The sequence below is a fragment of the Bradyrhizobium sp. USDA3010 genome (assembly GCF_056429065.1).
Map to the genome: position 1 here is coordinate 91234 of NZ_JBWJZD010000008.1, position 16725 is coordinate 107958.

At 62.8% G+C, this 16725-nt stretch carries 13 protein-coding genes and 1 pseudogene; 6 read left to right on the plus strand and 8 right to left on the minus strand.

The window, feature by feature from the left end; all coding sequences use genetic code 11:
• Nucleotides 1-326: 326 nt before the first annotated feature.
• Nucleotides 327-2738 (plus strand): phosphoketolase family protein, encoded by a 2412-nt coding sequence (locus AC066Y_RS15085; RefSeq protein WP_478274543.1) that lies wholly within the window; start codon nucleotides 327-329, stop codon nucleotides 2736-2738.
• 28 nt (nucleotides 2739-2766) lie between these two features.
• Entirely contained in the window at nucleotides 2767-3951 is a 1185-nt protein-coding gene (locus AC066Y_RS15090) for an acetate/propionate family kinase (RefSeq protein WP_478274544.1), read from the plus strand.
• An 82-nt stretch (nucleotides 3952-4033) separates the two neighbouring features.
• On the opposite strand, the gene AC066Y_RS15095 is transcribed toward AC066Y_RS15090, so the two are convergent.
• Genes AC066Y_RS15095 through AC066Y_RS15105 form a run of 3 tightly spaced genes read right to left on the minus strand, consistent with a single transcriptional unit; the run spans nucleotide 4034 to nucleotide 7014 of the window.
• Nucleotides 4034-5143, minus strand: coding sequence for an ABC-type transport auxiliary lipoprotein family protein (locus AC066Y_RS15095; RefSeq protein WP_478274545.1), 1110 nt, complete (start codon nucleotides 5141-5143; stop codon nucleotides 4034-4036).
• 18 nt (nucleotides 5144-5161) lie between these two features.
• A complete protein-coding gene (locus AC066Y_RS15100) occupies nucleotides 5162-5899 on the minus strand; it encodes an ABC transporter ATP-binding protein (RefSeq protein WP_478274546.1) in 738 nt (245 codons plus the stop codon).
• Between the two features lie 2 nt (nucleotides 5900-5901).
• The gene (locus tag AC066Y_RS15105) at nucleotides 5902-7014 is read right to left on the minus strand and encodes an MlaE family ABC transporter permease (protein ID WP_478274547.1); all 1113 of its coding nucleotides are present in this window, start codon (nucleotides 7012-7014) and stop codon (nucleotides 5902-5904) included.
• Nucleotides 7015-7194: 180 nt separating this feature from the next.
• On the opposite strand from AC066Y_RS15105, the gene AC066Y_RS15110 reads away from it, so the two are divergent.
• Nucleotides 7195-7605, plus strand: a complete 411-nt coding sequence (locus AC066Y_RS15110; protein WP_478274548.1) for a hypothetical protein — start codon at nucleotides 7195-7197, stop codon at nucleotides 7603-7605.
• On the opposite strand, the pseudogene AC066Y_RS15115 reads toward AC066Y_RS15110, so the two are convergent.
• The 3 genes and pseudogenes from AC066Y_RS15115 to AC066Y_RS15125 form a co-directional block, all read right to left on the minus strand.
• Nucleotides 7575-10347: pseudogene (locus AC066Y_RS15115) on the minus strand (bifunctional acetate--CoA ligase family protein/GNAT family N-acetyltransferase). The gene AC066Y_RS15110 and the pseudogene AC066Y_RS15115 sit on opposite strands and share 31 nt — an antisense overlap.
• On the minus strand, nucleotides 10329-10805 hold the full coding sequence (locus AC066Y_RS15120) for a CBS domain-containing protein (protein WP_478274549.1): 477 nt from the start codon (nucleotides 10803-10805) through the stop codon (nucleotides 10329-10331). Before AC066Y_RS15120 ends, AC066Y_RS15115 begins: the two are co-directional and overlap by 19 nt.
• Nucleotides 10806-10879: 74 nt before the next feature.
• Complete coding sequence (locus AC066Y_RS15125; RefSeq protein WP_478274550.1) at nucleotides 10880-11350, minus strand: Hsp20/alpha crystallin family protein; 471 nt, start codon at nucleotides 11348-11350, stop codon at nucleotides 10880-10882.
• A gap of 132 nt (nucleotides 11351-11482) precedes the next feature.
• Between AC066Y_RS15125 and AC066Y_RS15130 the strand changes: the two genes are divergently transcribed.
• The 3 genes from AC066Y_RS15130 to AC066Y_RS15140 are packed head-to-tail and all read left to right on the plus strand — an operon-like array spanning nucleotide 11483 to nucleotide 14367.
• Nucleotides 11483-12466 (plus strand): zinc-dependent alcohol dehydrogenase family protein, encoded by a 984-nt coding sequence (locus AC066Y_RS15130; RefSeq protein WP_478274551.1) that lies wholly within the window; start codon nucleotides 11483-11485, stop codon nucleotides 12464-12466.
• Nucleotides 12463-14058 (plus strand): bifunctional aminoglycoside phosphotransferase/ATP-binding protein, encoded by a 1596-nt coding sequence (locus AC066Y_RS15135; protein WP_478274552.1) that lies wholly within the window; start codon nucleotides 12463-12465, stop codon nucleotides 14056-14058. The genes AC066Y_RS15130 and AC066Y_RS15135 overlap by 4 nt, the downstream gene beginning before the upstream one ends.
• A 54-nt stretch (nucleotides 14059-14112) precedes the next feature.
• Complete coding sequence (locus AC066Y_RS15140) at nucleotides 14113-14367, plus strand: hypothetical protein (RefSeq protein ID WP_478274553.1); 255 nt, start codon at nucleotides 14113-14115, stop codon at nucleotides 14365-14367.
• 219 nt (nucleotides 14368-14586) lie between these two features.
• Here the strand turns inward: AC066Y_RS15140 and AC066Y_RS15145 are convergent, their stop codons facing one another.
• Together AC066Y_RS15145 and AC066Y_RS15150 are read right to left on the minus strand one after the other, a co-directional pair.
• Nucleotides 14587-14754 carry a hypothetical protein gene (locus AC066Y_RS15145; protein WP_478274554.1) on the minus strand — a complete coding sequence of 56 codons (168 nt, stop codon included), beginning with the start codon at nucleotides 14752-14754 and terminating at the stop codon, nucleotides 14587-14589.
• Between the two features lie 87 nt (nucleotides 14755-14841).
• The gene (locus AC066Y_RS15150) at nucleotides 14842-16656 is read right to left on the minus strand and encodes a PHA/PHB synthase family protein (protein WP_478274555.1); all 1815 of its coding nucleotides are present in this window, start codon (nucleotides 16654-16656) and stop codon (nucleotides 14842-14844) included.
• Between the last annotated feature and the right edge of the window lie 69 nt (nucleotides 16657-16725).

A 16725-nucleotide genomic window follows, 5' to 3' on the forward strand; every position in this document is an offset into this window, starting at 1 on the left:
GCTGACGACAGAGCGCAGGCAGGTGACGGATGTTGTCCTCGACCGCGTGGCGCCACGCCAACGCAGGCATGCTTACGAAGCGACGCATCGCCGGAACTCCTGGAGCGCGAGCGAAACTGACCTCGTGGGCGTCCGGTTCCGTTTGCGACATCGAGCTTTCCGTTCCTTGAACGTCTCATGGTGATGCACGTCAGTGGGAGCGTTGACGATCCGGTCCGAATTGGCGTGCATCTTTGAGCTGGCTCAAGCCATTCCCGTCATATTCGCCCTCTAATGTGGAACCGATAGCGGCGTCCGAGGTCATCTTTGAATCCCTGGAGAGCGACATGCAATCTGCGACCACTCCAAACGAGCAAGCGCGCACGGATGATCTTGAGCTGCTCGATCGTTATTGGCGAGCCGCCAATTACCTCTCCGTTGGACAGATCTATCTGCTGGCGAATCCCCTCCTGAAAGAGCCGCTGAAGCCCGAGCATATCAAGCCGCGCCTGCTCGGGCATTGGGGCACCACGCCGGGGCTCAATTTCATCTATGCCCACCTCAATCGCGCAATCCGCACTTCCGATCTCAACGTCATCTACATCTGCGGTCCCGGCCATGGCGGTCCCGGCATGGTCGCGAACACCTATCTCGAAGGCACGTACACGGAAATTTACCCGGAGGTGACGCGCGATGCGGACGGCTTGCGCAAGCTGTTCCGCCAGTTTTCCTTCCCCGGCGGCATTCCCAGCCACGCGGCGCCGGAAACGCCCGGCTCGATCCACGAAGGCGGCGAGCTCGGCTATGCACTGGTTCACGCGTATGGCGCAGTGTTCGACAACCCCGATTTGATCGCCGTTTGCGTCGTCGGCGACGGCGAGGCGGAAACCGGTCCGCTTGCGGCGTCCTGGCATTCCAACAAGTTCTTGAACCCGGTACATGACGGCGCAGTGCTGCCAATCCTGCACCTCAATGGCTACAAGATTGCCAATCCCACCGTGCTTGGGCGGATGGATGATGAGGAAGTCCGCAGCCTCTTCATCGGCTACGGCTACGAGCCGCTGTTCGTCGAAGGCGACGATCCGCATGCCATGCATCGGTTGATGGCCGACACGCTCGACACCGCGCTCGCCGGCATCCGCTCGATCCAGCAAGCCGCACGCCAGCAGACCGGCGGCCTTAAGCGACCGCGATGGCCGATGATCGTGCTGCGCAGCCCGAAGGGCTGGACCGGGCCGAAGGAAGTCGACGGGCTGAAGGTCGAAGGCTTCTGGCGTGCACATCAGGTGCCGATCGCCAACCCGCATGGCAACCCCGAGCATCTGAAACTGCTCGAACATTGGATGAGCACCTACGAGCCCGACAAGCTGTTCGATTCGAACGGCCGGCTCGTACCTGAATTGCAAGCCCTTGCGCCTGCAGGCGACCGTCGGATGGGGGCGAACCCGCACGCCAACGGGGGCCTGCTGAAGCGGGAATTGAAGCTGCCGGATTTCCGTGCGTATGCGGTCGAGGTCACCGCTCCGGGTGACGCCGTCGCCGAAGCAACGCGAGAACTCGGCAAGTTCTTGCGCGAGGTCGTTGAGCTGAATGCGGAGGCCCGCAATTTCCGCATCATGGGTCCGGACGAAACCGCATCCAACCGGCTCGACGCGGTCTTCGAGGCCACCGACCGGGTCTGGATGGAGGGCATCGAGCCCTATGACGTCCATCTGGCTCATGACGGGCGAGTGATGGAAGTCTTAAGCGAGCATCTCTGCCAGGGCTGGCTTGAAGGTTACCTGCTTACGGGCCGCCACGGTTTCTTCTCATGCTATGAGGCCTTCATCCACATCGTGGATTCGATGTTCAACCAGCATGCCAAATGGCTGAAGGTCTCGCGGGCGCTGCCCTGGCGGCGGCCGATCGCGTCGCTGAACTATCTCCTCACCTCGCATGTCTGGCGTCAGGACCATAATGGATTCAGTCATCAGGATCCCGGCTTCGTCGATCTCGTCACCAACAAGAGGGCCGACATCGTCCGCGTCTACTTCCCTCCTGATGCGAACTCCCTGCTCTGGGTCGCGGAACACTGCCTGCGGACCTATGACCGCATCAATGTGATTGTCGCCGGCAAGCAACCCGCGCCGCAATGGCTCTCGATGCGCGATGCGATCACCCATTGCGAGGCGGGCATCGGCATCTGGAAGTGGGCCGGCACCGAAGCAGTCGACGCCGAGCCAGACGTGGTGATGGCCTGCGCCGGCGACGTTCCGACTCTGGAGACGCTCGCCGCCGTCGATCTACTCCGCAAGGCGCTGCCGACGTTGAAGATCCGCGTCGTCAACGTGGTCGACCTGATGACGCTGCAGCCGACGGAGCAGCATCCGCACGGCCTGTCCGAGCGCGACTTCGACAGCCTGTTCACCCGCGACAAGCCTGTCATCTTCGCCTATCATGGCTATCCCTATCTGATCCATCGCCTGACCTACAGCCGCACCAATCATGATGGAATGCACGTGCGGGGCTTTGCGGAGGAAGGCACCACCACGACGCCGTTCGACATGGTGGTGTTGAACGGCCTCGACCGCTTCCATCTCGCCATCGAAGCAATCGAACGCGTGCCGGGGCTCGACATCGCGGCCGCCCACGTCAAGCAGCAGTTCCGCGACGCCCTGATCGAGCATACGCGCTACGTGCGCGAGCATGGCGAGGACATGCCGCAGATCCGTAACTGGGTCTGGCCCTACGGCACGACAGACCACAAATCCGTTGACTGAGGCGGCGAATACGCGAGAGAGACCGTCTATGTCCGACAGCGTCCTGGTTCTCAACGCCGGCTCGTCCAGCATCAAGTTCGGCCTGTTCGACGTCGCGCCGGCCGAGCCAAAGCTGCAATGCAAGGGCCTGCTTGACGAGCAGGAGAAGACCCCGCGCATCGTGGTGAGCGATGCCTCGGGCAAGCAGCTGTTCGAGAAGCGCCGCGCAAGCGGCACGTTGGAGGACAACGGCCTGTTCAGCGATATATTTGCCTGGATCGAGGATTATCTCGACGGCGGCAGGCTCGCCGCCGTCGGCCACCGCATCGTCCATGGCGGGCGCGAGTTCTATGGACCGGTCGTCATCGCAGGGCAGACTCTCGCTGCGCTGGAGGCCTTGACGCCGCTGGCGCCGCTGCACCAGCCGCGCTGCCTTGCGCCGGTCCGGGCCGTGCTGTCGCTGCAGCCGGAGCTGACGCAGATCGCCTGCTTCGATACGGCTTTCCATCACCGCCTGGCGCCGCCGGTGAGCCGCTTTGCCATTCCGCGGCAATTTGAGCACCGCGGCATCCGCCGCTACGGCTTCCACGGCCTCTCCTTCGAATACGTCGCCAGCCGGCTCGCCGCGATCGCGCCGCAATGGGCCGACAAGCGCGTCGTCATAGCACACCTCGGCAATGGTGCGAGCCTCTGCGCCTTGCGAAAGGGCGACAGCGTCGACACCACGATGGGATTGACCCCACTCGACGGTCTCGTGATGGGGACACGCTGTGGAACGATCGACCCCGGCGTGCTGCTTTATCTCATGCAGGAAGAGAAAATGTCGGTCGACGACGTGCAGCACCTGCTCTACGAACGTTCGGGTCTGCTCGGCGTCTCCGGGGTGTCAGCCGACATGCGCGCCCTGCTGGCGAGCCACGATCCTGCGGCTCGCGAAGCCGTCGATCTCTTCACATTTCGTGTCGCCGCAGAAGTCGCCGTGATGGCAAATACCCTCGCCGGCCTCGATGGCCTGGTGTTCACCGGTGGCATCGGCGAGCACGCCCCGGAAATCCGTCAGAGCATCTGCGATCGCCTCTCCTGGCTTGGGGTCAGCATCGATACGGCCGCAAATGCTCGGGGCGCGCAGCGTATCGCCGCGAAGGGCGGCCCGGTCGACGTACTGATCATTCCGACCAATGAGGAAGTCAGTATTGCGCGGCACTGCCGCAGCCTGCTGATCACAGGTCGCTAGGTCGCGACGACCTTGGCTTGGCGGCAGCCGCCGAGCAAATCTGATCCAGGACGTTCGTTGTGAGACGCTGCAACGATCTGGTTCAGTCCGTCGCCGCAACCCACATCACGAGCTCCCTCGCGAGGGTGCCGAAAGCCTTATCGAATGCGGCGGCCGCCCCGGACGGCGTCAGCAAGCTAATTCCTTCGGATCCCTCGATAAGCTTTGCAGCCTTTACCTGACCATTTCGATCCAAGATTTTCGCGGATAAGGAGATCGTCGCGCGCAGTTGCGGTCCCTGCACGATTTCGAACCGGCGCAGGTCGATCAGCAGACGCGGCGCACCTTCTACGCCGCTGTCGGCGCGCAGTGGCGCATGCTGGACGTCGTAATTCTCGAAGCTCTGCAGCAACCGCGCCTGCACCAGCACGGGGAGACTATCGCTCCACTGCACACCTTCGAATCCCTGAATTTCCTCATCCGGCGAGAACAAGAAGCGCTGGGTCTGGAGGCGGGCGATCGCGGTCGGCTCCGCCATGACCAGCTGCTCGGGCAGATTCGCATGGCGTTGCGCGCCGAAGCTGTCCACCGCGTGAAGGTCATACGCCACCTTGCGCGGCGTGGGCGCACCGCCGCCGGTCATGCGTTCGAGTCCGGCCACAATTCCATCGAGCTTCGGCGTATTGCGCGCGAGGCCTTCAGCGAACGTGCTGAGATTGCCGATCGTGCTGTGCAGCGGCGCGGCGTTGTCGGACAGCACGGCGTCGACCCGGCGTAGCGCATCGCGGGCGGCCTGCGTCATGCTCCGCCCCGCCCCCTTTTCGGCCACCAGCGGTTCGCGCGCCGGCGGCGCCTGGGGATCATCACCGCCTTCCAGCGCGATCACCGGAACGCCGGTCAACCCCTGGAAGTCGAGGCCGACGCGCGTGTCGGTATGCACCGGCGTGCGCTCGGCGACTGCGATCCTGGCGCGAACCTCGCGCGGGCGTTCCGGAACCAGTTCAAGGGTCGTGACCTCGCCGACGCGGATACCGTTGAAGAGAACGCCCGCCCCGACGAGCAGGCCAGGCACTGGGTCGGTAAAGACGAGCTGATATGTCTCCCGCTTTCCGATTCCAGCGAAATTGTTCAGCCAGTAGACGAAGCCGAACACGGCGACGATTGCCGACAATACGAATGCACCAATGACAATGTAGGGCGCGCGGATTTCCATATGTGTCTCTCTCTCTGCCTAATTGCCGAGACCAAGCTTTTGCGCCCGAGCTCCGTGAAAGTAAGCCTGGACCCAGGGGTGATCGGACTTGAGCACCGATGACAGCCGCCCGATTGCTGCGATCCTGCCGTCGGCAAGGGCGGCGACGCGGTCGCAGATGGCCTGCAGGCTGTTCAAGTCGTGCGTCACCATGAACACAGTGAAACGCAACGTCCGATGTAGCGTCCGGATCAGGGTATCGAACTCGCCCGCCGCGATCGGATCGAGCCCGGACGTCGGCTCATCAAGAAACAAGAGCGAGGGGTCGAGCGCCAGTGCCCGCGCGAGCGCAACCCGCTTGGTCATGCCGCCCGAGAGCTCGGACGGATACTTGTCCCCGTCTTCGCGCGTAAGGCCGACCATCTCGAGCTTGGCGTCCGCAATTTCGTCCAACAGCCCCAGGGAAAGCCGCGCACGCTCGCGCAGCGGAAACTGGATGTTCTGGCGAGCCGTCAAGGCCGAGAACAGCGCTCCCTGCTGGAACAGCACGCCCCAGCGGCGTTCGTCATCGCTATCGCCCGCGAAATCGATCTGCCCGCTTCGCTTCGGAAGCAAACCGACCAATGACCGCATCAGCACCGACTTTCCGCCGCCGGACGCACCCACGAGGCCGAGAATTTCACCGTCGTTCACGTCGAGGTCGAGATGATCGAGGATGATCTTCTCGCCGAAGCCGACCACGAGGTCGCGGATATGGATCGCTGGCGGGTCGACCATGGCTACATCCCGATCGAAGCAAAGAACACCGCGAACAATCCGTCGAGCACGATCACCAGGAAGATCGATTTCACGACCGACGCCGTCGTCTGCTGCCCGAGCGACTCCGCGCTGCCCTTGACGCTCAATCCCTCCACCGCTGCGACAAGCCCGATCACGAGTGCCATGAATGGCGCTTTGATGATACCGACCTCGAAATGAGTGACTGAAACCGCGTCGTGAAGGCGTGCGATGAAGATCGCCGGACTCATGCCGCCATAGAGCCAGGCGACGAGCCCGCCGCCATAGAGCGCCGCGAGCGAGCCGAGAAAGGCGAGAATCGGCAGCGCCACCACCAGTGCCAGGATCCGCGGCAGAATCAGGACTGCGACCGGATCGAGCCCCATGGTGCTGAGCGCATCGATCTCCTCACGCATCTTCATCGCACCGATCTCGGCCGTATAGGCGCTGCCCGAACGTCCGGCCACCATGATGGCAACGATCAGCACGCCAATCTCGCGCAGCACGAGGATGCCGACCATGTCGACGACATAGGATTCCGCGCCGAAGCGACGAAAATGGAAGATGCCCTGCTGAGCAATGATGGCGCCGATCAGGAACGTGATCAGCACCATGATCGGCACCGCTTGCCAGCCCACCCGGCCGAGCTGATAGACGGTCGACGTCAACCGGAACGATCGCGGATGCCTGAGAATGCCGAGCAGCGCTGTGCTGAAGGCGCCGAGCATGTGCAGGAATGCCGCCGAATCAGACGCCAACCGCCTGCTGCCGCGGCCGAGCTGATCGAGCCTCTGCAGCACGGGGTTGACTGATCTGCGTTCGGCGGGGCCGGAACGGTTCAGTCCTCGTACCTCTTCCAGCAGGTCGCCATATGGACCGTCGGCACCTGTGAGGGATGCTCTGGCAGCGCCACCGCGGGCAAGCCTTTCCAGAAGCCAGGCCCCGACGGTGTCGAGCGCGGTGACACGACGTACATCGATCGAGCCGATATCGGTACGCGCGACGTTCGCGCACAGCCGCTCCAGCGCTTCGACGTTGGCAACGTTCCAGGCCCCACATGCGTTAAGCACGCGCGGATCGTCCGCATTCGATATCAGGGCCGGGGCGTTGAGCAAGATTCTGACTCCAATTTTCAGTTCACCTTAGGCTGCTGGAGAGGGTTATGTTTGACCCAGCGCAATCGGCTTCACCGGTGCCCCAGACATGCGCTTGACCCAAATCAACGGCTTGGTGCGCCGCGGCTCTAGAATTGAGCAGATTGCCCGGCAGCTCGGGCATGTTCAGGGAGATTTCTGATGAATCGCGCCGCCTTCACGCCTCTGCAAAACACTGCGTTGCCGCACTCGTTCAGGCAGGTTCGGCTTGAGCGCGCGCGCGAGCATGATCACCCCGAGGGCGCGCCCGCGATCGGCTATATCATCGTTGCCCCGCTCGACACGGCATCGCGGATCGATGTCGAGACCTGGAAAACCCATCGCGAGGCTTGCCGCGTCGTTCGTCAGCGCCCCACGGAAGACGATCAGCTCGGTCATCTCGTTCATGGTCCGGGCGGCAGCTGGCGCCTCCATTACGACGTGGCCGGTTCGACAGCCGATGAAGCCGGATATCATTTCGGCAACGAGCGCTTTCGGCTCGGCGAATACGTCTCCGTTCATGAGGCGGACGGCATACACCCCTATCGGGTCGTCTCCGTCACACCGCTTTGATCGCGACTGCGCCGGATCAGGATGTCGGCCCCCAAGGCATCCACCACCGGAAGGGAGAGGTCGAGGACGACATTGACGATCCGGTGGTCGGTCGGCTCTGTCACGGCCGTGAACCCGAGCTCATAGCACATGTTCAGCATGGTGGTGTTCTCGGCCAGCACTTCACCTGACAGCCGCTTCAGCCCTTCCGACCGCGCATACTGAATCAGAAGCTGCATCAGCGCCCACCCAAATCCTCTGCCCTTGAGGTCGGACTGCAGCAGGATAGCGTACTCGGCATTCTCGTAGAGCGAGTCCGAATGAAGCTGGACTGCTCCCACCATGGCGCCGGTGCTCGGATCCAGCGCCGCAAAGGCCATCGCACGCGCATAGTCGAGCTGGGTCAGCCGGGCAATGAACGCATGCGAAAAATTCTTCATCGCCTGGAAGAAACGAAGCCTGAGATCCTCGGCCGTTACACGCCTGAAGAAGCTCTCGACCATGGGCTCATCTTCCGGCCGCAACGGTCTTATCACGACGCGCGAGCCGTCTCTCAGGGCAAGCTCTCCTTCCCATTGCGACGTGGTAAGGCCGCACCGCGAGCCGCGTCTGACCTGCAAACAGCCGCGCCGGCTTGCGGACGGCCACCCGCGCATCGAGCGCGAGCACGCCGGTTTCATCCGCCAGCAGCGGATTGATATCGAGCTCTGCGACTTCCGGAATATCGGCCGCCATCTGCGCCAGTTTGACGAGGGTGAGGGGCACGACATCGGCCGGGACAGCGGGCACATCGCGATAGGCAGCCAGGAGCCGCGAGACCCGTGTCCGGCTCACCAGGTCGCGCGCCAGGTTCATGTCGAGCGGTGGCAGCGCCAGCGCCTTGTCGTTGATCACCTCGACCGCGGTGCCACCGCGGCCAAACCCGATCACGGGACCAAAGGTCGGATCATCGGCAATGCCGAGGATCAGCTCACGCGCCGCCCGCCGCTCGATCATCGGCTGGATCGTCACGCCTTGCAGGACGGCATCCGGCCGCGCTGCCCGGGCGCGCGCGAGCACCGTCCTGGCCGCCTGTGCGACGCTTTCGCTAGTCCGCAAGCCGAGAATGACACCGCCGATGTCCGACTTGTGCCTGATGTCGCGGGAGAACAGCTTCACCGCTACGGCAAACCCTTGCGCAAGAAAGGGCGCGGCCTTGTCTACGGCTTCGTCGGCATCACGGGCCACAACGGTCGGAACAATCGGAATATCGTACGCCTTGAACAGGGCCACGATTTCAACTGGGTCAAGCCATCCTCGCCCCTCGGACAGCGCTTTCGCAATCACGCGCCGTGCCGACACCGTCTCCGGCGCAAACGTCGCGGCGATACTGGGCGGAGTTGCGGCCAGCGCGATGGAGGCCTCGCGATATCTCACCAAGTACATGAAAGCGCGCACCGCGTCATCTTCGGTGGGAAAATGCGGGACGCGGGCAGCTTCGAAGGTTGCCGCGGTGCGCTCGTCGGCACCATCCCACGATGCAAGCACCAGCGCGGCAACGTCACTCTTCCTGGTCCGACGGTCACGAACACATTGTGCCACCGCTTCGGCGATTCCTTCGGTCGGTGCGACCGCCGTTTCCACGTTCATGACCAGGACCGCGTCGCTGTTGGCGTCCTCGAGCAGCGCGCCGAGTGCAGATACGTAGCGGGCAGCATCGGCATCGCCGGAGATATCGACGGGGTTGGCGCGAGACCAGCCTTGCGGCAGAACCTGACCGAGCGCCGCAATCGTCTCCGCCGACAGGCTCGCCGGAACGCCCCCGAGCTCAACGAGCCGGTCGATCGCGAGGATGCCGAGCCCGCCGCCATTGGTCAGGATCGACAGCCGGTTGCCGCGCGGAACGAAGCCGCGGCCGAGCAACTCGGCGCAGTCGAACAATTCCCGAAGGTCGTATGCGCGCAGCATGCCGGCCCGGCGGAACGCTGCATCATAGACTGCGTCCGAACCGGCCAGCGCGCCGGTATGGGTAGCGGCGGCCTTGGCGCCCTGGGCCATCCGACCCGCTTTCACGACAATCAGTGGCTTGAGCCGCGCCGCAGCGCGCGCGGCTGACATGAATTTACGCGCATCCTTGACCGCCTCGAGGTAGAGCAGGATCGCGTTGGTATGATCGTCCTGCGCGAAATAGTCGAGCAAATCAGCGACATCGACGTCGAGTTGGTCTCCGATCGATACGATGCCGGAGAAGCCGAGCCGCCGCTCTGCCGCCCATTCGATCATCGCGGCAGCGACGGCGCCCGACTGCGAGATCAGGGCAAGACGCCCGTCGGCAGGCTGATGCGCGGCAAAGCTCGCATTGAGCTTTGCGCGCGGCACCATGACGCCGAGACAGTTCGGCCCGATCAGGCGCATGCGGTGCATGCGCGCGGTCCGCGCGACCGTCTCGGCAAGCGAGCCGGCACCGTGTCCGAGACCGGACGACAGGATCACCGCACCGGCGACACCGACCGCGGCAGCGTCCGAGATGATTCCGGGAATCGCGGTCGCGGGCGCCGTGATCGCGAGGAGGTCCGGAACGAATGGAAGTGACTTGAGATCCGGGAATGTAACCTCGCCGTCGATCGCAGTGTAGTTCGGATTGACCACGGCGATGCGGCCGGAAAAGCCGCACGCCTTGAGGTTCATGAGCACCGCCAGGCCGAGCGAAGATGGACGCGAACTACCGCCGACAAGTGCGACCGCTCGAGGCGAAAGAACCCGTTCTAGACCAAACGTAGACATCGGACGGTCTCGCAGGGAACGAGCGGAGGCGCCTGCCGCTTCGTGCAGCGCGCCAGAGCCCGCATGACATCCTCGCGAGCAATGATCCCGACCAGGTGGCGATACTTGTCAATCACGGGCAGGCTCTTGAGCCGATGTGCGACCATCATCTGCAGAACACGTTGCAAATTCGTGTCCGGCTCCACCGCGATCACGTTGGACGACATGATCTCATCGACCGTCGTTCCCATCCGATCGTCGTAACGTGGCAAGATGTGATCGGTCGGACAGGCGAACACCTTCAGGGCGTCGAGTTTCGTGACGAAGCCGACCACGACATCGTCGCGGAGCACGGGATAGGCGTCATAGTCGTCTTTTGCGAACAACCGGTACAAGTCGCTGACCGTCATTTCGGGAGCGACGCTTCGTACCGACCTCGTCATGTTGCTCGCGACGGTTTCCTGAAGAAACTCGTACATGGCGGATCCCCTTGGATGGATGGCTATTTCGTGGGCGCGTCGCTCGCCGACGGGCGACGCGCCCGGCAGGGCGGCTACGCCGCCGTCTTGATGTCGATCTGCCTGCTCTGCTTGGGAGCCGGCTTCTTGACGGTGACCTTGAGCACGCCCTTGGCGATTTCGGCGCTGACGTCTTCCGCGCTGACGCCCTCGGGCAATGCGACGGACCGCGAGAACGCGCCGAAGCTGCGCTCGATCAGGTGATAGTCATTGTCCTTCTCCTCGCGCTCGCTCTTCTTCTCACCCCGGATCGTGAGCGTGTTGTCGGCGAGATTGAGCTGAACGTCCTTAGTCTCGAGGCCAGGCAGCTCGGCGGAGATCTCGACGGTCTTGTCGGTCTCGCTGACGTCCATTCGCGGCATCGCCTGCGACGGGGCGAATGTCGGAAAATTGCGGCCGAATCCATCGAACAGCCGGTCGATCTCCTGCTGCAGAAATGTGAAGGGGTTGTTCTCCCGCCGCGCCAAGGCGCGCTCGGTTCGAACGGGGATCATGTCGTTGACCATCAATACCTCCTGTTTGAGTGTCGCTTACGTGCCAACGTTAATCAGGAGCAGCCACTCCACCCTTGACCGGGATCAAAACCGGGCCAATGTCATGTGATCAAAGGAGGGGCACAGACCGAAGCGAGTCCCGTCATGCACGCCATGATCCTGCCCGCGCGAGGCGCGCGGCTGCAATATGCGGAGCGGCCCGACCCACTTCCGGGGCCAGGCGAGGTCCGCGTCAAGGTAGGCGCCTGTGGCGTTTGCCGCACCGACCTGCATGTCGTCGACGGGGAACTGCCCGACATCGCCTATCCGATCGTTCCCGGCCATGAGGTGGTTGGCCGTATCAATGCGATCGGTGACGGCGTAGACCATGCGCATCTTGGCACACGCGTCGGCGTCCCCTGGCTTGGATCGACCTGCGGGCATTGTCCCTACTGCCGGGAAGGCAAGGAAAACCTCTGCGACGCCCCCCTGTTCACCGGCTATACGCGGGACGGCGGCTTTGCCACCCACCTGGTGGCAGACGCGCGTTACTGCTTCCCGCTCGGTGAAGACGGCGAGGACGCGGAGCTTGCACCGCTGCTCTGCGCCGGCCTGATCGGCTGGCGCTCCCTGGTGATGGCTGGCGACGGCCGCAAGCTCGGCATCTACGGCTTTGGCGCGGCGGGACATATCGTCGCGCAAGTGGCGCGTTGGCAAGGGCGGGATGTGTACGCTTTCACCCGTGCGGGCGACACCGAGGCCCAGCACCTGGCTTTATCGGTCGGCGCATGCTGGGCCGGCGCTTCGGTAGATCGGCCGCCGGCCGAGCTTGATGCCGCAATCATCTACGCCCCCACCGGGTCGCTTGTCCCGCTCGCGCTGCGCGCGCTGCGCAAAGGCGGACGCGTGGTTTGTGCCGGCATTCACATGTCGGATATCCCGGGCTTTCCCTACGACATCCTTTGGGGTGAACGGCAGATCGTTTCCGTTGCCAACCTGACGCGACAGGATGGCGTCGACTTTCTCAAGACAGCGGCAGGAGCTGGAATCCGGACACACGTCACCGTCTTTCCCTTGGATCAGGCGAATGAAGCACTGGCGCGCTTGCGGGACGGCAAGCTCGTCGGCGCAACCGTCTTGAAACCATGACGACGCCGACATCAACACCCGACGCGGCCACAGGCGAGATCGGCCAGGCCGCTGTATTGTCGTTCCTGGCCAGGTCTCGCCAGCCGACCGTTCCGGTAAAGCGGATCGACACCCATTGTTCGATCGTCTTTCTCGAACCTTCGCGTGTTCTGAAGATCAAGCGAGCTGTCAAGCTGCCTTATCTCGACTTCTCGACATTGGAGAAGCGGCGGCGCGCCTGCGAGGATGAGATCGCCATCAACAAGCGCCACGCCCCCGCCATCTATCGTAGGGTGGTTCCGATCACGCGTGGGCGCGATGGGCTTGTGGTCGGGGGGACCGGTCCGGTTGTCGAATGGGCCGTCGAAATGGCTCGCTTCGACGAGAACAAGACACTCGATCATCTCGCAGAGCGGGATGAAATCCGCCCGGAGCTTGGCGAGAGACTGGCCGCCATCCTGCTCGAATCCCATCGAACCGCAACCGGACGCGGAGGATCCTCATGGCTTGCCTCGCTCCCGGTCATCATCGACCGAAATACGGAGCAGTTTTGCGCCGCGCCAGCTCTGTCCCGGGAGGAAATCGATCAATTGCACGAACTGAGCCATCGGACCCTCGCGCGCAACCTCGAACTGTTGCGCCTCCGCGCCGCCGCTGGGCAGGTCCGCCACTGTCACGGCGATGCACATCTCGGCAACATCGTTCTGCTCGATGGCGAGCCCATTCTGTTCGATGCGATCGAGTTTGACCCCAATATCGCGACGACCGACGTCCTCTACGACCTCGCATTTCCACTGATGGACCTGCTGTACTTCGGGCAGGAGCCGACAGCCAACAGACTGTTCAACAGCTACGTGCAAGCCACCTGGGATGCGCAGTCGAACGCGCTGTCGTTGCTGCCGCTGTTTCTGTCCATGCGCGCTGCAATACGCGCCAACGTGCTCTTCACCAAGCTTCGACAATACCAAAGCGGCCAAACGATCACCGCCCAAGCGAGGCGTTATTTCGAGCTTGCACGCCGGCTCATTGAACCGGGGCCGCACCGTCTGCTTGCAATTGGCGGGAAGTCCGGTACCGGCAAGAGCGTGCTGGCGCGCGACATGGCGCATCTGATCGCGCCGCCCCCGGGCGCCCTGGTTCTGCGATCGGATGTCATTCGCAAGCAGCTCTATCACGTCGCCGAGCACGCCACATTATCGCCGGAGACCTATACTCCCGAAGCATCGAACCGCGTCTACCAGACCATGCTCAAGCATGCCGCGCAAATATTGGACCAGGGAGTTTCGGTAGTACTCGATGCGGTCTTTCTGAAGCCGGTGGAACGTGGTGCCGCGGAAGCCGTTGCTCGCGACGCAAAAGTTGACTTTCGCGGCATTTTCTTGACCGCCGGGCGCGCCACACGGCTGCACCGCGTGGCATCGCGGCAGAACGACGCGTCGGACGCGACGTCCGATGTAGTCCTGATCCAAGACAACATTAAAACCGGAATGATCGATTGGGACATTGTAGACGCTTCCGGCACGCCCTCCACCACGCTTGAACGCAGTATTTCCGGCCTGCTGGCGTCCCCAACGGACGGGGCGAGCGGTACATCGCCTAAGGGAAACTCCTGAATTGGTCGATGCCGTCAGGTCTGGCAACATTCTCCCATTGACAGGAGGAGTTCCATGAAACGGCGATTAACCTTCGTCTTTGTCGGTAGTGCGATCCTCGCGGTCGTGCTCGCTCTATTCTGCAATTGGTACTTTCCGGATGTGGTACCGCTTGCCTCGACGGAGCCGATACCCACAAGCTGGCGGCTTGACGCCGCCTTTGCCGTCTCCACCGTCAGATGGACCGCGGCATTTGTTGCTGCCGCATCTGCAATAGCCCTGATGTTCATGAACATCACCAAGGGCTCTTCCGGGCTCGAAGGACGATAGACGTTTCCATTCCGGACGCGTCGACGAAATCCGCCATCTGCTTTCCGAGGGCCGGCCTGAACAGCCGACCCTCGGCGCGCTCAGTCGTTTCAAGCCCTACTGCATCACCGATCCAGCGCGTACGTGAAGCTCAAGAGCAATATTATGGGCGAATGGCGCCGATACCAGCGAACGATGGCGAACGCCCAAATCCCAAGGCCATCGACCGAGCTCGAGCTGTCACGTTTGCCGCCACAGGCTCCAGAGGCTACCGGCCAACAGGAGCCCGATCACCAGCAGGATAGCCACGAACATTTGCATGACATCAAAGTACAGAGAATCGCGCGCGACGAACAGCGCGGTGATGGCTCCCGCTAGTATGAAGAAAACGCGGAGGATCAGACTCATGGCTTCCTCGCTGCAACCTGGTGCGACCTTTTCATCGTAACGGCTCGCGGCGGTGAGGATTTGCGACAGGTCAAGCCGGTGCGACGTTCAATGCTGGAGGACGTACTGTCCCGGCGCATCACCAAGCGACGATACACCCTCGGGCGCGTGAAGCACCGAATGCGCCGGCCCCCATGCACCGGAATGCGCCGTGAGGAAGCGAACCCACTCCAGCCACCAGGATCCGTCGCGATTCACCGCCTTCCGCAGCCACTCGTCGGGGCCGACATAAGGTTGATCCGCCTTCTTCTCCAACAACTGATAGCTGCGCCCCTCCTCCGACGGCGAAGCAACGATGCCGGCGTTGTGACCGCCGCTCGCCAGCACGAAGGTAATATCGGCATCGGCCAACAGGTGAATCTTGTGAACCGACCGCCAGGGCGCGACGTGATCACGAACGGTGCCGACCACGAACATGGGGGCGCGAAGGTCGGCAAGCGCCACCGGCTGTCCGTCCACCGAATAGCGGCCTTCGGCAAGGTCGTTGTTGAGAAACAGCTTGCGCAGATAGTCCGAATGCATCCGGTAGGGCATGCGGGTCGCGTCCGCATTCCATGACATCAGGTCACTCGGCGCAGCGCGCTCGCCCATGAGATAATCACGGACTAGGCGCGACCAGATCATATCGTTCGACCGCAGCAACTGGAACGCCCCGGCCATCTGCGCCGTATCGAGCACGCCGCGCTGCCGCATCATATCCTCGAGGAACGCGACCTGGCTTTCATTGATGAAGAGCGTCAGTTCGCCAGCATCGGTGAAATCGACCTGGGCTGCCAAGAGCGTTACCGAGCGCAGGCAGCCGGGCCGCTCCTTCTGCAGCCGAGCTGCTGCGATTGCGAGCAGCGTCCCGCCAAGGCAGTAGCCAGCGGCATGGATCGGACGTTCGGGAACAAGCTGATTGATCACGTCGATCGCGGCGTCAATCCCAAGTTTGCGATAGTGATCGAGACCAAGCTCGCGATCGGCTGGCCCGGGGTTACGCCATGAGATCATGAACACCGTAAAGCCGCGTTGGACCAGGAAGCGCACGAGCGAATTCTGCGGTGAGAGATCGAGGATGTAATACTTCATGATCCACGCCGGCACGATAAGTACCGGTTCGGGGCAAACGTCGGCCGTCTCGGGGGCGTATTGGATGAGTTCGATCAGCTCATTCCGGTAGACAACCTTGCCCTTGGTCGCGGCAACGTCCTTGCCGACCACAAATGGGGCGGGTCCGGACGGACTGGCGCGCAACAGGTCCCTGCAATCTTCCAGCCAATTATGCCAACCCGACACGAAGTTGCCGCCACCTGAATCCATCGCCCGCCGCAGCACCTCGGGGTTGCTGAACGCAAAGTTGGACGGCGCTACGACATCGAGACATTGGCGGACGGTGAAATCGACAATTGCTGCATTTGCCTTCGAGACGCCACGCAGGTCGCTGGCCGCCGAATGCCACCACTGTTCGCCCAGCAGAAAAGCCTGGGCCATGATATTGAACGACGGCAGCGACCAATCCTGGCCGGAGAACCTATTGTCGCCGGGCTGAGGCCTGACCACGAACCAGGGTTGCCAAGCCGCATGCGGCGTCGACACCATTCGCGCGAAGCGCGAGCCATCACCAAGAGCTTTCAGTGCAAGCTCAAGCCGTTTTCCGGGCGACGCCGCGAGGTGGAGCTGCCAATCGGCAAACGCGAGCGCAAGGCTCGCCGGCGAGATGCCCCCAGTCCATTGCGCCATTGCCGCGTGAGCCAGCTGGTCGATCGATTCGGCAGCCGTCGATCCTTCACTCTCAGGGACCACGGAAGCTGGCATTCTGGCAGCCGCCACCTCGTCATTGGCGGCGGATGTGGTCTGGTCGAGAACTGCTTGGGCTGTCATCGCTCATCTCCTTGCTCGAGCGGAATGAGCTCGGCCCTTATCTGTCTTCGCGTTCGGCGCCTGCTCCGA

What these genes read in the sequence shown, in the direction of transcription:
- AC066Y_RS15085 (WP_478274543.1), top strand. Translation starts at nt 327, where the DNA reads ATGCAATCTGCGACCACTCCAAACGAGCAAGCGCGCACGGATGATCTT.
- AC066Y_RS15090 (WP_478274544.1), top strand. Translation starts at nt 2,767, where the DNA reads ATGTCCGACAGCGTCCTGGTTCTCAACGCCGGCTCGTCCAGCATCAAG.
- AC066Y_RS15095 (WP_478274545.1), bottom strand. Translation starts at nt 5,143, where the DNA reads ATGGAAATCCGCGCGCCCTACATTGTCATTGGTGCATTCGTATTGTCG.
- AC066Y_RS15100 (WP_478274546.1), bottom strand. Translation starts at nt 5,899, where the DNA reads ATGGTCGACCCGCCAGCGATCCATATCCGCGACCTCGTGGTCGGCTTC.
- AC066Y_RS15110 (WP_478274548.1), top strand. Translation starts at nt 7,195, where the DNA reads ATGAATCGCGCCGCCTTCACGCCTCTGCAAAACACTGCGTTGCCGCAC.
- AC066Y_RS15120 (WP_478274549.1), bottom strand. Translation starts at nt 10,805, where the DNA reads ATGTACGAGTTTCTTCAGGAAACCGTCGCGAGCAACATGACGAGGTCG.
- AC066Y_RS15125 (WP_478274550.1), bottom strand. Translation starts at nt 11,350, where the DNA reads ATGGTCAACGACATGATCCCCGTTCGAACCGAGCGCGCCTTGGCGCGG.
- AC066Y_RS15130 (WP_478274551.1), top strand. Translation starts at nt 11,483, where the DNA reads ATGCACGCCATGATCCTGCCCGCGCGAGGCGCGCGGCTGCAATATGCG.
- AC066Y_RS15135 (WP_478274552.1), top strand. Translation starts at nt 12,463, where the DNA reads ATGACGACGCCGACATCAACACCCGACGCGGCCACAGGCGAGATCGGC.
- AC066Y_RS15140 (WP_478274553.1), top strand. Translation starts at nt 14,113, where the DNA reads ATGAAACGGCGATTAACCTTCGTCTTTGTCGGTAGTGCGATCCTCGCG.
- AC066Y_RS15145 (WP_478274554.1), bottom strand. Translation starts at nt 14,754, where the DNA reads ATGAGTCTGATCCTCCGCGTTTTCTTCATACTAGCGGGAGCCATCACC.
- AC066Y_RS15150 (WP_478274555.1), bottom strand. Translation starts at nt 16,656, where the DNA reads ATGACAGCCCAAGCAGTTCTCGACCAGACCACATCCGCCGCCAATGAC.